This window comes from Stutzerimonas stutzeri (assembly GCF_018138085.1).
In the GTDB taxonomy this organism is placed as follows: Bacteria; Pseudomonadota; Gammaproteobacteria; order Pseudomonadales; family Pseudomonadaceae; genus Stutzerimonas; species Stutzerimonas stutzeri_AI.
Map to the genome: position 1 here is coordinate 2,153,940 of NZ_CP073105.1, position 16,924 is coordinate 2,170,863.

Annotated in this window: 13 protein-coding genes; all 13 read left to right on the plus strand. The window is 60.3% G+C overall.

Going from position 1 to position 16,924, the window contains the following annotated elements; genetic code table 11:
* Window positions 1-7: 7 nt before the first annotated feature.
* The 13 genes from KCX70_RS10025 (at window position 8) to KCX70_RS10085 (ending at window position 16,797) form a co-directional block, all read left to right on the plus strand.
* Window positions 8-712: a succinate dehydrogenase iron-sulfur subunit gene (locus KCX70_RS10025; RefSeq protein WP_021207874.1), complete on the plus strand. Its 705-nt coding sequence runs from the start codon at window positions 8-10 to the stop codon at window positions 710-712.
* 286 nt (window positions 713-998) lie between these two features.
* On the plus strand, window positions 999-3,830 hold the full coding sequence (locus KCX70_RS10030; RefSeq protein WP_102850803.1) for a 2-oxoglutarate dehydrogenase E1 component: 2,832 nt from the start codon (window positions 999-1,001) through the stop codon (window positions 3,828-3,830).
* 67 nt (window positions 3,831-3,897) lie between these two features.
* A complete protein-coding gene (odhB, locus tag KCX70_RS10035; RefSeq protein WP_212620070.1) occupies window positions 3,898-5,124 on the plus strand; it encodes a 2-oxoglutarate dehydrogenase complex dihydrolipoyllysine-residue succinyltransferase in 1,227 nt (408 codons plus the stop codon).
* A 97-nt stretch (window positions 5,125-5,221) separates the two neighbouring features.
* Window positions 5,222-6,658, plus strand: coding sequence for a dihydrolipoyl dehydrogenase (gene lpdA / locus KCX70_RS10040; protein WP_021207871.1), 1,437 nt, complete (start codon window positions 5,222-5,224; stop codon window positions 6,656-6,658).
* A gap of 178 nt (window positions 6,659-6,836) precedes the next feature.
* Window positions 6,837-8,003 carry an ADP-forming succinate--CoA ligase subunit beta gene (gene sucC / locus KCX70_RS10045; RefSeq protein WP_212620071.1) on the plus strand — a complete coding sequence of 389 codons (1,167 nt, stop codon included), beginning with the start codon at window positions 6,837-6,839 and terminating at the stop codon, window positions 8,001-8,003.
* Window positions 8,003-8,890 carry a succinate--CoA ligase subunit alpha gene (gene sucD / locus KCX70_RS10050; RefSeq protein WP_021207869.1) on the plus strand — a complete coding sequence of 296 codons (888 nt, stop codon included), beginning with the start codon at window positions 8,003-8,005 and terminating at the stop codon, window positions 8,888-8,890. The genes sucC and sucD overlap by 1 nt, the downstream gene beginning before the upstream one ends.
* A 279-nt stretch (window positions 8,891-9,169) precedes the next feature.
* Window positions 9,170-10,495, plus strand: coding sequence for a branched-chain amino acid transport system II carrier protein (brnQ, locus tag KCX70_RS10055; protein ID WP_212620072.1), 1,326 nt, complete (start codon window positions 9,170-9,172; stop codon window positions 10,493-10,495).
* Window positions 10,496-10,552: 57 nt separating this feature from the next.
* A complete protein-coding gene (locus tag KCX70_RS10060; RefSeq protein WP_102850800.1) occupies window positions 10,553-11,278 on the plus strand; it encodes a DUF599 domain-containing protein in 726 nt (241 codons plus the stop codon).
* A 56-nt stretch (window positions 11,279-11,334) separates the two neighbouring features.
* Window positions 11,335-11,793, plus strand: a complete 459-nt coding sequence (locus tag KCX70_RS10065; protein ID WP_212620073.1) for a PaaI family thioesterase — start codon at window positions 11,335-11,337, stop codon at window positions 11,791-11,793.
* On the plus strand, window positions 11,790-12,236 hold the full coding sequence (locus KCX70_RS10070) for a PaaI family thioesterase (RefSeq protein WP_021207865.1): 447 nt from the start codon (window positions 11,790-11,792) through the stop codon (window positions 12,234-12,236). The genes KCX70_RS10065 and KCX70_RS10070 overlap by 4 nt, the downstream gene beginning before the upstream one ends.
* A gap of 39 nt (window positions 12,237-12,275) precedes the next feature.
* On the plus strand, window positions 12,276-13,526 hold the full coding sequence (locus KCX70_RS10075) for an MFS transporter (protein ID WP_212620074.1): 1,251 nt from the start codon (window positions 12,276-12,278) through the stop codon (window positions 13,524-13,526).
* A gap of 125 nt (window positions 13,527-13,651) precedes the next feature.
* The gene (gene htpG / locus KCX70_RS10080; RefSeq protein ID WP_212620075.1) at window positions 13,652-15,559 is read left to right on the plus strand and encodes a molecular chaperone HtpG; all 1,908 of its coding nucleotides are present in this window, start codon (window positions 13,652-13,654) and stop codon (window positions 15,557-15,559) included.
* Between the two features lie 263 nt (window positions 15,560-15,822).
* Entirely contained in the window at window positions 15,823-16,797 is a 975-nt protein-coding gene (locus tag KCX70_RS10085) for an amidohydrolase family protein (protein ID WP_256437941.1), read from the plus strand.
* Window positions 16,798-16,924 lie beyond the last annotated feature (127 nt).

The following is a 16,924-nucleotide window of genomic DNA, read 5'->3' on the forward strand; positions in this document are numbered from 1 at the left end:
CGCCGATATGTTGCAAGTGAGCGTTTATCGCTATAACCCGGATAAAGACGAAAAGCCCTACATGCAGGACTTCCAGGTCAATACCGACGGAAAGGACCTGATGGTCTTGGACGTCCTGGCGCTGATCAAGGAACAGGACGAGGGTTTCTCCTATCGTCGCTCCTGCCGTGAAGGGGTATGCGGTTCCGACGGCATGAACCTGAACGGCAAGAACGGTCTGGCCTGCATCACGCCGCTGTCATCTGTCGTCAAGGGCAATAAGCTGGTGGTTCGTCCGCTGCCTGGTTTGCCAGTTATTCGTGACTTGGCCGTGGATATGGGCATCTTCTATAAGCAGTACGAGAAGGTTAGGCCGTATCTGATGAACGATACGCCGGCTCCGGCTATCGAACGTCTGCAAAGCCCGGAAGATCGCGAGAAGCTTGATGGCCTGTACGAGTGCATTCTGTGTGCTTGCTGCTCGACCAGCTGCCCGTCCTTCTGGTGGAACCCTGACAAGTTCCTCGGTCCCGCTGCACTGCTGCAGGCCTATCGTTTCCTGGCCGACAGCCGTGATACCGAAACCGAGAGCCGTCTGGCATCGCTGGACGATCCGTTCAGTGTGTTCCGCTGCCGCGGCATCATGAACTGCGTCAGTGTCTGCCCGAAAGGGTTGAACCCGACCAAGGCGATTGGTCACGTGCGTAACATGTTGCTGCAGAGTGCAACCTGATGAGCAACGGCCTGTAACTATTTGCGTAATTGCGGGTCGGTAATGCTTCACCGCGACACCTTCGGCGCCAGAGCTCAAGCTCGGCGCCGAAGTTTTAGCAGGAATCTCAGCTCACAAAGCCGGATTCCGCTCTGAAAATTTGTTGACCAGCAGGAGCATCCGGGGTGGTTCTCGGAAACTATCTGCGCGGTCCGTAGTGGCTTTACCTGGGTCGCTGCTTCAGAACTTGGGAAGTCATGCTGCGGTCTCCACGCTGGTGGTGTCTCCTTATCGAAGGTGACCAGACATGCAAGAAAGCGTAATGCAGCGCATGTGGGACAGTGCCCACCTATCCGGTGGTAACGCTGCCTATGTGGAAGAGCTTTATGAGCTCTACCTGCACGATCCCAACGCTGTGCCCGAAGAGTGGCGCACCTACTTCCAGAAGCTGCCCGTCAGTGGTGGCGCTGCGGCCGATGTTTCGCATTCGACGATTCGCGATCACTTCGTCCTGCTGGCCAAGAACCAGCGGCGCGCTCAGCCCGTTTCGGCGGGTAGCGTCAGCAGTGAGCACGAAAAGAAGCAGGTCGAAGTCCTGCGTCTGATCCAGGCGTACCGTATGCGTGGCCATCAGGCTGCCCAGCTCGATCCGCTCGGTTTGCAGCAACGCCCGGTTCCGGCCGATCTGGCCATCAACAACTATGGTTTGACCGATGCCGACCTGGATACGGTTTTCCGTACCGGCGATCTTGCCATGGGCAAAGATCAGGCAACCTTGCGTGAAATCCATCAGGCGCTGCAAGAGACGTATTGCCGCACCATCGGTGCCGAATTCACCCATATCGTCGATTCGGATCAGCGCAACTGGTTCATCCAGCGCCTTGAAAGCGTCCGTGGCCGTCCGGCCTTTTCGGGCGAAATCAAGTGCCACCTGCTCGAGCGGTTGACCGCTGCCGAGGGCCTGGAAAAGTACCTGGGTACCAAGTATCCGGGCACCAAGCGCTTCGGTCTGGAAGGCGGCGAGAGCTTGATCCCATTGCTCGACGAGATCGTGCAGCGTTCCGGTTCCTATGGCGCCAAGGAAATCGTCATCGGCATGGCTCACCGCGGCCGCCTGAACGTTCTGGTCAACACCTTCGGCAAGAACCCGCGTGATCTCTTCGACGAGTTCGAGGGCAAGAAGGTCGAAGGGCTCAGCTCCGGTGACGTGAAATATCACCAGGGTTTCTCCTCCAACGTGATGACGCCCGGCGGCGAGATTCATCTGGCGATGGCGTTCAACCCATCCCACCTGGAAATCGTTTCTCCGGTGGTCGAAGGTTCCGTGCGCGCCCGTCAGGATCGTCGCAACGACCCCGCAGGCGACAAGGTTGTGCCGGTCACCATTCATGGTGACGCCGCTGTCGCGGGCCAGGGCGTGGTCATGGAAACCTTCCAGATGTCCCAGACCCGTGCCTATCGCACCGGCGGGACGATCCGGATCGTGATCAACAACCAGGTTGGTTTCACCACCAACAAGCAGGAAGACGCACGCTCGACCGAGTACGCGACCGACGTGGCCAAGATGATCCAGGCCCCGATCTTCCATGTGAACGCCGATGATCCCGAAGCCGTGCTGTTCGTCACGCAGCTGGCTGTCGACTATCGCATGCAGTTCAAGCGCGACGTCGTCATCGATCTGGTCTGCTACCGTCGCCGTGGCCACAACGAGGCCGACGAGCCGAGTGGTACTCAGCCGCTGATGTACCAGAAGATCGCCAAGCAGCGCACCACCCGTGAGCTGTACGCCGACTCGCTGATCCAGTCCAAAGTACTGGAGGAAGGGCAGGTACAGTCGAAGGTCGACGACTATCGCACCGCGCTGGATAACGGTCTGCACGTGGTCAAGAGCCTGGTCAAAGAGCCCAACAAGGAACTCTTCGTCGATTGGCGTCCCTACCTGGGGCATGCCTGGACTGCCCGCCACGATACTCGCTTCGATCTCAAGACCCTGCAGGAGCTGTCCGGCAAGATGCTGGCCATCCCGGAAGGCTTCGTGGTTCAGCGTCAGGTATCGAAGATCCTCGAGGATCGTCAGCGCATGGGCGCCGGCGCGCTGGCAATCAACTGGGGTTATGCCGAAACACTGGCCTACGCGACCCTGTTGTTCGAAGGCCATCCGGTGCGTATCAGCGGTCAGGACGTAGGACGCGGCACCTTCTCGCACCGCCATGCCGCGTTGCACAACCAGAAGGACGGCAGTACCTACATCCCGTTGCAGCACCTGTACGAAGGCCAGCCGCGTTTCGATCTGTACGACTCCTTCCTCTCGGAAGAAGCCGTGCTCGCGTTCGAATACGGTTATGCGACCACCATGCCCAACGCCCTGGTGATCTGGGAAGCGCAGTTCGGTGACTTCGCCAACGGTGCCCAGGTCGTCATCGACCAGTTCATCACCAGCGGCGAGCACAAGTGGGGCCGTCTGTGCGGTCTGACCATGCTGCTGCCGCATGGCTACGAAGGGCAGGGACCGGAGCATTCGTCCGCACGCCTGGAGCGCTACCTGCAACTGTGCGCCGAGCACAACATTCAGGTATGCGTGCCGACCACGCCGGCGCAGGTCTATCACATGCTGCGTCGCCAGGCGATTCGCCCTCTGCGCAAGCCGCTGGTAGCCCTGACGCCGAAGTCGTTGCTGCGTCACAAGCTGGCGACCTCGACGCTCGAGGAGCTGACGCAGGGCTCGTTCCTGACCGTGATCCCGGAAATCGATCAGATCGAGCCGAGCAAGGTCGAACGCGTGATCATGTGCAGTGGCAAGGTCTACTACGATCTGCTGGACAAGCGTCGTAACGAAGGCCGCGAAGACATCGCGATCATTCGTCTCGAACAGCTCTATCCATTCCCGGAAGATGATCTGGCCGAGGTGCTCGCGCCGTACCAGAACCTCAAGAGCATCGTCTGGTGTCAGGAAGAGCCGATGAACCAGGGCGCCTGGTACTGCAGCCAGCACCATATGCGTCGTGTTGCCGTCGCGCACAAGAAGGAATTGTTCCTGCAATACGCGGGTCGTGAAGCTTCCGCCGCTCCAGCGGTCGGCTACGCCTCCATGCATGCCGAACAGCAGGAAAAGCTGCTGCAGGACGCGTTCACCGTTTAACTCATTCTTGCAAGAGGCCGCGCTCACGCGGCCTCGATGTAGAAACCGAATCAATAGGACCCAGCTAATGGCTATCGAGATCAAAGCCCCTCAATTTCCGGAATCGGTTGCCGACGGCACCGTTGCTACCTGGCACAAGCAGCCGGGCGAAGCGGTCAAGCGCGATGAACTGATCGTCGATATCGAGACCGACAAGGTCGTGATGGAAGTGCTGGCTGAAGCCGACGGCGTGTTGACCGAGATCGTCAAGAACGAGGGCGACACGGTGCTCAGCGGCGAACTTCTCGGCAAGCTGGACGTCGGCGCAACCGCCAGCGCTTCGGCGCCGGCCTCCGCTCCGGCCGAAACCCCAGCCGCTGCGCCGGCAGCCGCGCCGGCTGCCGGTGGTGAGGATGCCATCCTCGCACCTGCGGCTCGCAAGCTTGCCGAAGAGAACGGCATCGACCCCAACAGCGTCAAGGGCACTGGCAAGGACGGACGAGTCACCAAGGAAGATCTGGTTGCCGCCATCGAAGCCAAGAAGTCCGCGCCGGCTGCGGCCAAGCCTGCCGCCAGCGCTGCTGCGGCGCCGGTCGTTACCACCGGTGGTGATCGTACCGAGAAGCGTGTGCCGATGACCCGCCTGCGCGCCAAGGTTGCCGAGCGTCTGGTCGAAGCCCAATCGAACATGGCGATGCTGACGACCTTCAACGAAGTCGACATGACCGAAGTCATGGCGCTGCGCTCGAAGTACAAGGATCTGTTCGAGAAGACCCACAACGGCGTGCGCCTGGGCTTCATGTCGTTCTTCGTCAAGGCATCGGTCGAGGCGCTCAAGCGTTTCCCGGCGGTCAATGCTTCGATCGACGGCAGCGACATCGTCTATCACGGCTACCAGGACATCGGTGTAGCGGTCTCCAGCGATCGTGGTCTGGTCGTGCCTGTGCTGCGCAACGCCGAGCTGATGAGCCTGGCCGAAGTCGAAAGCGGCATCGCCACCTTCGGCAAGAAGGCCCGTGATGGCAAGCTGTCGATCGATGAAATGACTGGCGGCACGTTCACCATCACCAACGGCGGTACCTTCGGCTCGATGATGTCGACCCCCATCGTCAACCCGCCGCAAGCCGCCATCCTCGGCATGCACAACATTCTGCAGCGTCCGATGGCCGTCAACGGGCAAGTCGTGATTCGGCCGATGATGTACCTGGCGCTGTCCTACGATCACCGTCTGATCGATGGCAAAGAAGCGGTCAGCTTCCTGGTGACGATCAAGAACCTGCTTGAGGATCCGGCTCGCCTGTTGCTGGACATCTGATAAAGCAGCTACAGGCTGCAAGTGAAGAGCGGCGGTTACCGCAGCTCTGCTTGCGGCTTGTGGCTTTTTTTGCTTCTGCTTGAATGAGGGATTCGTAATGAGCGATAAATTCGACGTCGTCGTCATCGGGGCCGGCCCCGGCGGTTATGTGGCAGCCATTCGTGCAGCCCAGCTGGGCCTGAAGACCGCCTGTATCGAAAAATATCAGGGCAAGGAAGGCAAGACCGCGTTGGGCGGTACCTGCCTCAACGTCGGCTGCATCCCGTCCAAAGCGTTGCTGGACAGCTCCTACAAGTTCCACGAGGCTCACGAAAGCTTCAAGGTGCACGGCATCAGCACGGGCGAAGTCGCCATGGACGTCCCGACCATGGTGGCCCGTAAGGACCAGATCGTTAAGAACCTCACCGGCGGCGTAGCCGGCCTGATGAAGGCAAATGGCGTGACCGTTTTCGAAGGTCACGGCAAGCTGCTCAGCGGCAAGCAGGTCGAAGTTACCGGCCTCGACGGCAATACCCAGGTGCTGGGTGCGGAGAACGTGATCCTCGCTTCCGGCTCCAAGCCGGTGGACATTCCGCCTGCTCCGGTCGATCAGAAGATCATCGTCGATTCCACCGGCGCGCTGGATTTCCAGAGCGTACCGGCCAAGCTGGGCGTCATCGGTGCCGGTGTAATCGGCTTGGAACTGGGCTCGGTGTGGGCGCGTCTGGGCGCTGAAGTCACCGTCTTGGAGGCCATGGACAAGTTCCTGCCGGCCGCTGACGAGCAGATCTCCAAAGAAGCATTCAAGGTGCTCAGCAAGCAGGGCTTGAAGATTCTGCTGGGCGCCCGCGTAACCGGCTCGGAAGTGAAAGGTGACCAGGTCACCGTCAACTTCACCAACGCCGAAGGCGAGCAGCAGCAGACGTTCGACAAGCTGATCGTTGCGGTCGGCCGTCGACCGGTCACCACCGACCTGTTGGCCGCCGACGCTGGCGTCGACATGGATGAGCGTGGCTTCATCTTCGTCGACGACTATTGCGCCACCAGCGTTCCCGGCGTTTACGCCATCGGTGACGTGGTGCGCGGCGCGATGCTGGCTCACAAGGCCTCGGAAGAGGGCGTGATGGTCGCCGAGCGCATCGCGGGCCACAAATCGCAAATGAACTACGACCTGGTTCCGTCGGTCATCTATACCCATCCGGAAATCGCGTGGGTCGGCAAGACCGAACAGGCGCTGAAAGGCGAGGGCGTGGAAATCAACGTCGGTACCTTCCCGTTCGCCGCGAGCGGACGTGCGATGGCTGCCAACGACACCGCCGGTCTGGTCAAGGTCATCGCTGACGCCAAGACCGACCGCGTGCTGGGCGTCCATGTGATGGGGCCGGCTGCGGCTGAGCTGGTTCAGCAGGGCGCGATCGGTATGGAATTCGGCACCAGTGCCGAAGATCTCGGCATGATGGTCTTCTCCCATCCGACCATGTCCGAAGCGCTGCACGAAGCAGCATTGGCTGTGAATGGCCATGCCATTCACATTGCTAACCGCAAGAAGCGCTAACGGCGCTGCGGTAGAGAGGCGACCTGCGCCGGTTCCTCTGGAGCCGGCGCTGGCCGTCGATACCTTCAACGCAAGGTATGACAGGTCTCTGAAAGGTATTTTTGATAGTTTTCAGGGACTTGAGGCGACGCGGCATACATGCAACGTCTGATGCACATCAAACCGAACGGTAGCTAAGATGAATCTTCACGAATATCAGGGTAAGCAGCTGTTTGCCGAGTACGGATTGCCGGTTTCCAAGGGTTACGCGGTCGATAGCCCCAAGGAAGCGGCTGAGGCTTGCGACCACATCGGTGGCACCGAGTGGGTAGTCAAAGCTCAGGTACACGCTGGCGGTCGCGGCAAGGCAGGCGGCGTCAAGCTGGTGCGTAGCAAGGATGAAGCCCGTGCATTCGCCGAGCAGTGGTTGGACAAGCGCCTGGTGACCTACCAGACCGACGCCAACGGTCAGCCGGTCAGCAAGATTCTGGTCGAAGCCTGCACCGACATCGACAAGGAGCTCTATCTGGGCGCCGTGGTCGATCGCGCGACTCGCCGGGTCATCTTCATGGCGTCCACCGAAGGTGGCGTGGACATCGAGAAGGTCGCGCACGACACGCCTGAAAAGATCCTCAAGGCCACGATCGATCCGCTGGTTGGCGCTCAGCCATTCCAGGGCCGTGAACTGGCGTTCAAGCTGGGTCTGAAGGGTGATCAGGTCAAGCAGTTCACCCATATTTTCGTAAACCTGGGCAAGCTTTTCGTCGATTACGATCTGGCACTGCTGGAGGTCAATCCGCTGGTGATCAAGAAAGACGGCAACCTGCACTGCCTGGATGCCAAGCTGAACATCGATAGCAACGCTATCTACCGTCAGCCCAAGCTGCGCGGCATGCAGGATCCTTCCCAGGACGACCCGCGCGAAGCGCACGCGGCGAAGTGGGAACTGAACTACGTGGCGCTCGACGGCAACATCGGTTGCATGGTTAACGGTGCCGGTCTGGCCATGGGCACTATGGACATTGTCAACCTACACGGCGGTCAGCCAGCCAACTTCCTCGACGTAGGCGGTGGCGCGACCAAAGAGCGCGTGACCGAAGCGTTCAAGATCATCCTCTCCGACGACAACGTCAAAGCCGTTCTGGTGAACATCTTCGGCGGGATCGTCCGTTGCGACATGATCGCCGAAGGCATCATCGGCGCGGTCAAGGAAGTCGGCGTGAAAGTGCCGGTGGTCGTCCGTCTGGAAGGCAACAATGCCGAGCTTGGCGCGAAGATGCTGGGTGAAAGTGGTCTGAATATCATCGGTGCGACCAGCCTGACCGATGCGGCCATTCAAGTCGTTAAAGCCGCGGAGGGCAAGTAATGAGCGTCCTGATCAATAAAGACACCAAGGTTATCTGCCAGGGCTTTACCGGCTCGCAGGGTACCTTCCACTCCGAGCAGGCTATCGAGTATGGCACCAAGATGGTCGGTGGCGTCACCCCGGGCAAAGGTGGTACCACTCACCTTGGCCTGCCGGTGTTCAACACCGTCAAGGAAGCGGTAGACGCTACCGGTGCCGATGCCTCGGTCATCTATGTGCCGGCGCCGTTCTGCAAGGACTCGATCCTCGAAGCGGCCTTTGGCGGCATCAAGCTGATCGTCTGCATCACCGAGGGCATCCCGACCCTCGACATGCTCGAAGTGAAAATCAAGTGTGACGAGCTCGGCGTTCGCCTGATTGGGCCGAACTGCCCGGGCGTGATCACTCCCGGCGAGTGCAAGATCGGCATCCAGCCAGGCCATATCCACCTGCCTGGCAAGGTAGGCATCGTTTCGCGCTCCGGCACGCTGACGTACGAAGCGGTCAAGCAGACCACCGATGCTGGTTTCGGTCAGTCCACCTGTGTGGGCATCGGCGGCGACCCGATTCCGGGTTCGACCTTCATCGATATCCTCAAGCTGTTCCAGGAAGATCCGCAGACCGAAGCGATCGTGATGATCGGCGAGATCGGTGGCTCTGCCGAAGAGGAAGCGGCCGCCTACATCAAGGCCAACGTCACCAAGCCGGTGGTGTCCTACATCGCTGGCGTGACCGCGCCTGCCGGTAAGCGCATGGGCCATGCCGGTGCGATCATCTCCGGCGGCAAGGGGACGGCTGACGAGAAGTTCGCCGCTCTGCAGGATGCCGGCGTCAAGACCGTGCGCTCGCTGGCCGACATCGGCAAGGCGCTTGCCGAACTGACCGGTTGGGCAGTCAAGCAGGGCTGATTCCTCGCCTGCATGCGATAAAGAATGCCAGTCAGCTCGCTGACTGGCATTTTTGTTTTCTGGCGTGTTAGCCCTCCAGCCTTGCAATTAACACTAGGCGGGTACCAGAGGTGCGGACCTTCACGCGCCATCCTGCCAAAACGGCTGCAGATCCTCGCGCTAAAGCGGAATTTCCATTAAGGTGCGTGCTTTTTTTCGGGGCGGCAAGGCCGCAACCGTTCGTGAGACACACTTGGGTGCGTTCGCCGTACCAGAACCCTCCTGCCGTGGTAATTACCGATGACTCGATTGAAAGGCCTGGATCTACTGGCCCTCGGATTCATGACGTTCGCGCTGTTTCTGGGTGCGGGCAATATCATCTTCCCGCCCAGCGCCGGGATGGCTGCCGGGCAGTCCATCTGGGCTGCTGCGACAGGCTTTCTGCTGACTGGCGTCGGCTTGCCGTTGCTTACTGTGGTCGCGCTAGCCAGGGTGGGCGGCGGAATGGATCGGCTGACAGCGCCACTGGGGCGGATTGCCGGTACGCTGCTGGCGGTGGCGGTTTACTTGGCCATCGGCCCGTTGTTCGCCACCCCGCGCACCGCGGTAGTCTCTTTTGAGATGGGCGTGGCGCCGTTTACCGGTAACTCCGCCACGCCGTTGCTCGCCTATACGGTGGTGTTTTTCGCGGCGACCCTGTTCCTCGTGTTGAATCCCGGTCAGCTGGTCAATCGCGTCGGCAAGTTCATCACTCCTGTCCTGCTTGCAGCCTTGCTGGTACTGGGCGGCGCAGCACTCTTCGCACCGGCCGGCGAGATTGGCGCAACGGCTGAAAGCTACCGCAACGGTCCGCTGCTCAAGGGGTTCCTGGAGGGCTACCTGACCATGGATACGCTGGGGGCGCTGGTGTTCGGTATCGTCATCGCGACCGCAATCCGTGATCGCGGGGTGTCGGCTCCAGCGCTGGTCACCCGCTACTCGATGATCGCCGGGGCCATCGCCGCTGTCGGCCTTTCCCTCGTTTACCTCGCGCTGTTCTACCTCGGCGCCACCAGTCAGGGCATCGCCGGCGATGCGCAAAACGGCGTACAGATCCTGACGACCTATGTTCAGCATACGTTCGGCACCACCGGCAGTTTGTTGCTGGCGATGGTGATCACCCTGGCGTGTCTGACCACTGCGGTCGGGCTGACGGCAGCCTGCGGCGAATTCTTCAGCAGCCTGCTTCCTGTTGGATACCGTACGGTGGTAGTGGTGTTCACGCTGTTCAGCCTGGTCGTGGCCAACCAGGGGCTGACCCAGCTGATCAGCGTTTCGGTCCCCGTGCTGGTTGGGCTCTACCCGCTGGCGATCATGCTGGTTTCGCTGAGCCTGCTCGACCGATTCTGGCTGGTGCCGAGCCGCATATTCATCCCGGTCATGGCGGTAACCTTGGTCTTCGGCGTCGCGGACGGTCTCTCGGCTGCCGGCTTCTCAGACTGGGTGCCGGAACTGTTCACGACCTTGCCCTTGGCGGCCCAGAGCATGGGTTGGCTGGTGCCGGTGCTGGTGACGCTGGTCGCTGCGATCGTTGTCGACCGCGTCCTTGGTACCCCGCGGGACGCCAACGGAGCGAGCACGTCCTGAGCACGAAGCGGACCGATCGACGCGCTATAATCCGATGCGATTGCCACGGGGGCTTATATGTCAATTCCGAGTCACCTATTACCGCACCTGATTGCCGTCCTTTGGTTCGTGATGTGCTGGGCTGGCTATACCCGCTACGCCAGTTGGCGCGGCAGAGACACCGCGTGCCTGGCCAGCGTGCTGCACCTCTATCGTCAGGACTGGATGCGGCGAATGCTGTTGCGTGACAACCGGATCGCCGATGCCAATGTAATCGGCAACCTCGAACGTAACGCCGGTTTCTTCGCTTCCAGCACGTTGATCATCCTTGCCGGTGTCCTCACCGCGCTGGGCGCTTCGGAGCGGGCGGTCTCGTTGCTGGCCGATCTCCCGTTTGCTCAGCCGGTAAGCAGGGGGCTTTCGGAAATCAAGCTGCTCGCGCTTGCGGTAGTCTTCGTCTATGCCTTTTTCACCTTCAGTTGGTGCATGCGGCAATATAATTTCGCGGCGGTACTGGTTGCCTCTGCGCCGATGGCCGGCGAGCGCAATGTCAGCGACCTGGAGCGTAAATCCTTCGCTGAGCGTGCCGCGCGGGTCATTTCGATGGCGGCCAACCAATTCAACTTCGGCTTGCGTGCGTACTACTTCGGGATGGCGACGCTGGCCTGGTTCATTCACCCCTGGTTCTTCATGGTCGTTACCGCGGGTGTGGTGCTGGTGCTGTATCGGCGCGAATTCCACTCCGATGTGCTCGAGGTCATGGTGTTTACGCCAACCTTGCCTGTCGACTCGCCCAAGGAATAGGGCCGCTCGAATCGGCGGGTTAGAATGTTCGGCTTGATTGCAATTCGAGAATCCGCATGAGCGATAGTCTGATACTGGAGCGCACCCAGCGCTTCCTCTCCCTGTTACGCCACTGCCAGGTCCTGGGGATGCGTGTCGAACATGCAGACGCCAAGGGGCTTACCCTGCGTCTTCCCTACAGCGAGAAGATTGTCAGCAACCCGGAGAGCGGACTCGTTCATGGTGGCGCCATCACCACCTTGATGGATACCACCTGTGGCATATCGACGGCATGCGCATTGCCCGAGCTTGAGATCTGCCCAACGCTGGACCTGCGCATCGACTACATGCATCCCGCCGAGCCGAACCATGACGTGTTCGGCTTTGCCGAATGTTATCGCGTCACGCCGACGGTGATTTTCACCCGCGGAGTCGCCTATCAGCGCGACATCAATGAGCCGATCGCACACGTCGTCGGTGCCTTCATGCGCATGGGCAAGGGCGCGATGGTGAGCGAATCGCAGGTGCGCCAATGAGTGGCCTGGATCTAGACGCGCTGGTCAAGGAAGCGCATGCGAGTAACGACTACGATGCGCTGCTGAAGATGGTGCCGTACGCGAGATTGATCGGCATCGAATGCCTGCGGCTGGGAGACGAGATGGTGTTCCGGCTGCCAAAAAACCAGGACAACATCGGTAATCCGATGCTGCCGGCCATCCATGGCGGTGTGATCGCCGGATTCATGGAGCATGCCGCAATGCTGCATCTGCTGATGTTCATGGGTGCGCCACATTTGCCCAAAATCATCGACTTCTCGATAGATTATCTTCGTGCTGGTCATTATCGTGACACCTTTGCCGCCTGCCAGGTTTGGCGTCAGGGACGTCGCGTAGCCAACGTCGCGGTGACCGCTTGGCAAACCAATCAGGCCGAGCCCATCGCGACTGCCCGTTGCCATTTCAAGGTCAACGAGCCCTGACTCCTGGCGGCGACCACTTAGTCGTTTCAAGGATCTCGAATGGATGCGTTGCTGATACTGGGCGGGCTGCTGCTGATCGTCTCGGGGCTCGTCTGGTTGGTCGTGCTGGCCTTCGGCACCAGCCTGCTGTGGGGTGTAGGTAGCCTGCTTCCGCCGATCAATCTGATCTATGCCGTTCGGCACTGGCACGTGGCGCGCAGGGCGATCGGCCTGTCCAGTCTAGGCTTCATCCCGCTGGTTATCGGATTCTCATTGCTGGCCAGCCACGAGCCGGAGCGGCTTGCGGCCATTACCAGCCTGAAGTGGCTGGAACCGGATGAGCTGGCACAAAGCCACAGCCTGGCTATCGAGCTGCAAGGGCAGCTTGATGGTCGCCCTTTCGTTCCCAAAACAGGTCGTCTGGTAGACGGCGTGCTGACGCTGCGTGAAGGGGACGACCTCTTCGCTCGGCAGGAAGTGAACATTCGTCTAGGCGCGGTTTCGCCCGGCGCAGTGCGGGTCGATGTTCTCCCCGAGGATGTCGGCCCGGTGCCGGAAATCGAAATCAACTGGATGCGTCCGGAGCAGGAGCTTCCCGAGGCGCGTCGCGTAAAAAGCGGCTACACCTTGCATCTGGATCTGCAGGCAGTGCCGCCGAACAGGCTGGCCGGCGATTTTCACCTGGTATTGCCTGCGCATTACCACACGAGCCTGAGTGGCCAGGTAGAGCTGTTCACCGACGGTCTGCGATATCGCGCGGGGCAGGTGGATCTCAACCACGATTCGAACGATACCCTGGCGTACCTGGCCAGGGATTATCTGCAACGACGCTTCAATACGCGGCTGGTCGAGATCGAGTCGGTGGCACCTGTGGATTTTCGCCTGCCGACCGCGGTTTTGTCGGTGCAGGCGAAGATTAAGGGCGCCACGGATCGGTACCCGTTGAATATCCGCAAAGGGGAGCAAGGCTGGGCGATAGAAGGCGACGACTATCCTCCGTTACCCGAGCTAGTCGAGACGCCGCCTGCACCTGCGATCGTTCAACGCGCGCCGCAGCCGCAGAGCGAGACATCGCCTGGTCTGGAGCGGCCGCAACGGTTTTCCCTTGCTCTCTTGCTGCAGCGCCCCGCGCGTTACGAGCAGCAACTGTTGCGAGCGCACACCAGTCGTGGCGGGGTGGCGCAAGGGCGCTTCCTTGGGATCGATGCCGATGGCAACCTGGCCATTCGCCGGATTCTCAAGGGGCCGGGTGAGGCCATCTACAATCTCGCCCCCAGCGACATCGTCCGGCTCGAACTGCTGGAACCATAGCCTCGCCCCGGGGGCTCGAGCGCACCCTTCGGTTTGCGCCACTTGAATTCCCGCACCAAGCCCCCATCTGTTCGTCATCGCCGCACTTGCGGCATGGCCATTGACGATGTGGAGTTAGCAAGACGATGAGTGTGGAGACTCAAAACAAAGAAACCCTGGGCTTCCAGACCGAAGTGAAGCAACTGCTTCACCTGATGATTCATTCCCTGTATTCAAACAAGGAAATCTTTCTTCGCGAGCTGATTTCCAACGCATCCGACGCGGCTGACAAGTTGCGCTTCGAGGCGCTGGCCAAGCCTGAGTTGCTCGAAGGCGGTGCGGATCTCAAGATCCGCGTGAGCTTCGACAAGGACGCCAAGACCGTGACCCTCGAGGACAACGGTATCGGCATGAACCGTGAAGACGTGATCACCCATCTGGGCACCATCGCCAAGTCGGGTACCGCTGACTTCATGAAGCACCTGACCGGTGACCAGAAGAAGGATTCGCACCTGATTGGGCAGTTCGGCGTAGGCTTCTACTCCGCATTCATCGTGGCCAACCAGGTCGAGGTGTTCAGCCGTCGCGCGGGCACGCCGGCCGAAGAGGGCGTGTACTGGTCCTCGAAAGGCGAGGGTGATTTCGAAGTCGCCACCATCGACAAGCCAGAGCGTGGCACCCGTATCGTCCTGCACCTGAAGTCCGGCGAAGAAGAATTCGCCGATGGCTGGCGGCTGCGCAACATCATCAAGAAATACTCCGACCACATCGCGCTGCCGATCGAGTTGCCGAAAGAATTCCATGGCGAGGAGAAAGACAAACCGGCTGAGCCCGAGTGGGAAACAGTCAACCGTGCCAGCGCGCTCTGGACTCGTCCGCGTACCGAAATCAAGGACGAGGAATACCAGGAGTTCTACAAGCACGTCGGCCACGACTTCGAGAACCCGCTGGCGTGGAGCCACAACAAGGTCGAGGGCAAGCTCGAGTACACCTCGCTGCTTTACGTGCCGGGTCGCGCGCCGTTCGACCTGTATCAGCGTGAAGCGCCCAAGGGGCTCAAGCTGTATGTCCAGCGCGTGTTCATCATGGACCAGGCGGACGAGTTCCTGCCGCTGTACCTGCGCTTCATCAAGGGCGTCATCGACTCCAACGATCTGTCGCTGAACGTCTCGCGCGAAATCCTGCAGAAGGATCCGGTCATCGATTCGATGAAGTCGGCGCTGACCAAGCGCGTTCTGGACATGCTGGACAAGCTGGCCAAGGACAAGCCGGAGGACTACAAGAGCTTCTGGAAGCAGTTCGGCCAGGTGCTCAAGGAGGGCCCGGCAGAAGATTTCGCCAACAAGGAAAAGATCGCCGGTCTGCTGCGCTTTGCCTCCACACAGGACGCGTCAGGCGAGCAGAGCGTATCGCTGGCCGATTACCTGGCTCGCGTCAAAGACGGCCAGGACAAGATCTACTACCTCACCGGCGAATCCCACGCGCAGGTCAAGAACAGCCCGCACCTGGAAGTCTTCCGCAAGAAGGGCATCGAGGTGCTGCTGCTGACCGATCGCATCGACGAGTGGCTGATGAGCTACCTCACCGAGTTCGACAGCAAGCAGTTCGTGGACGTTGCACGCGGGGATCTGGATCTCGGCAAGCTGGACACGGAAGAGGACAAGAAAGCGCAGGAAGAAATTGCCAAGACCAAGGAAGGCCTGGTCGAGCGTCTCAAGACCTCGCTGGGCGACGCCGTGGCTGAAGTCCGCGTATCGCACCGGCTGACCGACTCGCCGGCGATCCTTGCCATCGGCGAGCAGGACCTTGGCTTGCAGATGCGCCAGATCCTCGAAGCGAGCGGGCAGAAGGTTCCGGAATCCAAGCCGATCTTCGAGATCAATCCGCAGCATCCGCTGATCGAGAAGCTCGATGCCGAGCCGGACGAGGATCGCTTCGCCGACCTGTCGCACATCCTCTTCGATCAGGCCGCGCTCGCCGCTGGCGACAGCCTCAAGGATCCGGCCGCCTATGTGCAGCGGTTGAACAAGCTGCTTGTCGAGCTTTCCGCCTAACTCGCAGCGACACGAAAAAGGGCTCGTCATTGACGGGCCCTTTTGCTTTGGCCCGGCGCCGTTTCGTTGATGAGCGTCTTGCTCGCGCGGTATCTGCGATGCGGTCCTCGAAGCGGCGGGTAGCGGGTCATCGCAAACCGGAACGGCTACCATGGCGAAACGACCACGGCTACTGAACCGCCAAGCGCGGGAGCGGTCTATCCGCTTGGCTGTCAGGAGGTCATTGGTTGTTCAACTTAAGAAATTGTCTTACCGCCTTGTGCCTGGTCGCGTCGATCGCACCGGTTCACGCGCGGGACTATCGCTACAGCGATGCGCACCTGCATTTCGTTGATTTCTTCCAGGAAAGCGACGGCATGCGCAAGCTGCTCGAGGCCATGGACGCTGGCGATATCGATCACGTGATGATCAGCGGAATCCCGGTAGCCAAGAAGTGGCACGAGAACGAACCCAAGCGACCTCGCTACTATGCCGGCGACGACGCACCTGTCTATTGGTACAGCGCAACCGACGTCGTGGTCGCCGCGGCATTGAAGGAACTGGACGAAGAGCAGCGCCAACGCTTCCACCCGTTTCTCTCTGGCTTCAATCCCAACGACAAGAACGCCGACGCACACATTCGACGAATGCTCGACCTAGATCCGGGGCTCTGGCAGGGGCTGGGGGAGGTCTTCACTCGTCATGACGACGTGACGGCCTTGACCGAGGGCGATACGCCTCGCGCCAATAACGAGGCCTTGATGCGCGTCTATCACTTGGCGGCCGAGTTCGACCTGCCGGTAATGCTTCACTCCAATATCACCTCCAAGCGTGAGCGTAACCCGCTATACCTGGCCGAACTGGAAGAGCCACTGCGCAATCATCCCCATACCCGCTTCATCTGGGCGCATGCCGGCACGAGCATGGAGTTGCACCGCCATCAGGAAAAGCTCGATTTTCTGCTGCCGACGGTCACCCGCTTGCTGGAAGACTATCCCAATCTGTTCATCGACCTGTCCTGGACGATGCTAAGGCCGTACCTGCTGAACGACGCTGGCGTGGCCGATAAAGATTGGCTGGCGCTGGTCGAACGCCACCCCACGCGCTTCATGATCGGTACCGATGTGGTCGGGCGATTCGACAGCCTGGCCGAGAGTATCCGTGCGTTCGACCCCTTTCTCGATGCCTTGCCGGAGAAGGTTGCTCGTCAGGTCGCACGCGACAACTTCCTGGCTGTACTGCCTCGCAAACAACGGTGAGAGCCCTGGATAGCGGTTCGCCGTAGTTAATGGCCATTTGCTGGCTGCCGTGTCGTTCGTCGCTGGCCCGCCCCGCAGCGCTATTTTTTGGCGTCAATTCTTCAAGCTTTTCCCGCCGACTCCGCTA

What these genes read in the sequence shown, in the direction of transcription:
- KCX70_RS10065 (WP_212620073.1), top strand. Translation starts at nt 11,335, where the DNA reads ATGAGCGATAGTCTGATACTGGAGCGCACCCAGCGCTTCCTCTCCCTG.
- odhB (WP_212620070.1), top strand. Translation starts at nt 3,898, where the DNA reads ATGGCTATCGAGATCAAAGCCCCTCAATTTCCGGAATCGGTTGCCGAC.
- htpG (WP_212620075.1), top strand. Translation starts at nt 13,652, where the DNA reads ATGAGTGTGGAGACTCAAAACAAAGAAACCCTGGGCTTCCAGACCGAA.
- brnQ (WP_212620072.1), top strand. Translation starts at nt 9,170, where the DNA reads ATGACTCGATTGAAAGGCCTGGATCTACTGGCCCTCGGATTCATGACG.
- KCX70_RS10070 (WP_021207865.1), top strand. Translation starts at nt 11,790, where the DNA reads ATGAGTGGCCTGGATCTAGACGCGCTGGTCAAGGAAGCGCATGCGAGT.
- KCX70_RS10060 (WP_102850800.1), top strand. Translation starts at nt 10,553, where the DNA reads ATGTCAATTCCGAGTCACCTATTACCGCACCTGATTGCCGTCCTTTGG.
- KCX70_RS10025 (WP_021207874.1), top strand. Translation starts at nt 8, where the DNA reads ATGTTGCAAGTGAGCGTTTATCGCTATAACCCGGATAAAGACGAAAAG.
- lpdA (WP_021207871.1), top strand. Translation starts at nt 5,222, where the DNA reads ATGAGCGATAAATTCGACGTCGTCGTCATCGGGGCCGGCCCCGGCGGT.
- KCX70_RS10075 (WP_212620074.1), top strand. Translation starts at nt 12,276, where the DNA reads ATGGATGCGTTGCTGATACTGGGCGGGCTGCTGCTGATCGTCTCGGGG.
- sucD (WP_021207869.1), top strand. Translation starts at nt 8,003, where the DNA reads ATGAGCGTCCTGATCAATAAAGACACCAAGGTTATCTGCCAGGGCTTT.
- KCX70_RS10030 (WP_102850803.1), top strand. Translation starts at nt 999, where the DNA reads ATGCAAGAAAGCGTAATGCAGCGCATGTGGGACAGTGCCCACCTATCC.
- sucC (WP_212620071.1), top strand. Translation starts at nt 6,837, where the DNA reads ATGAATCTTCACGAATATCAGGGTAAGCAGCTGTTTGCCGAGTACGGA.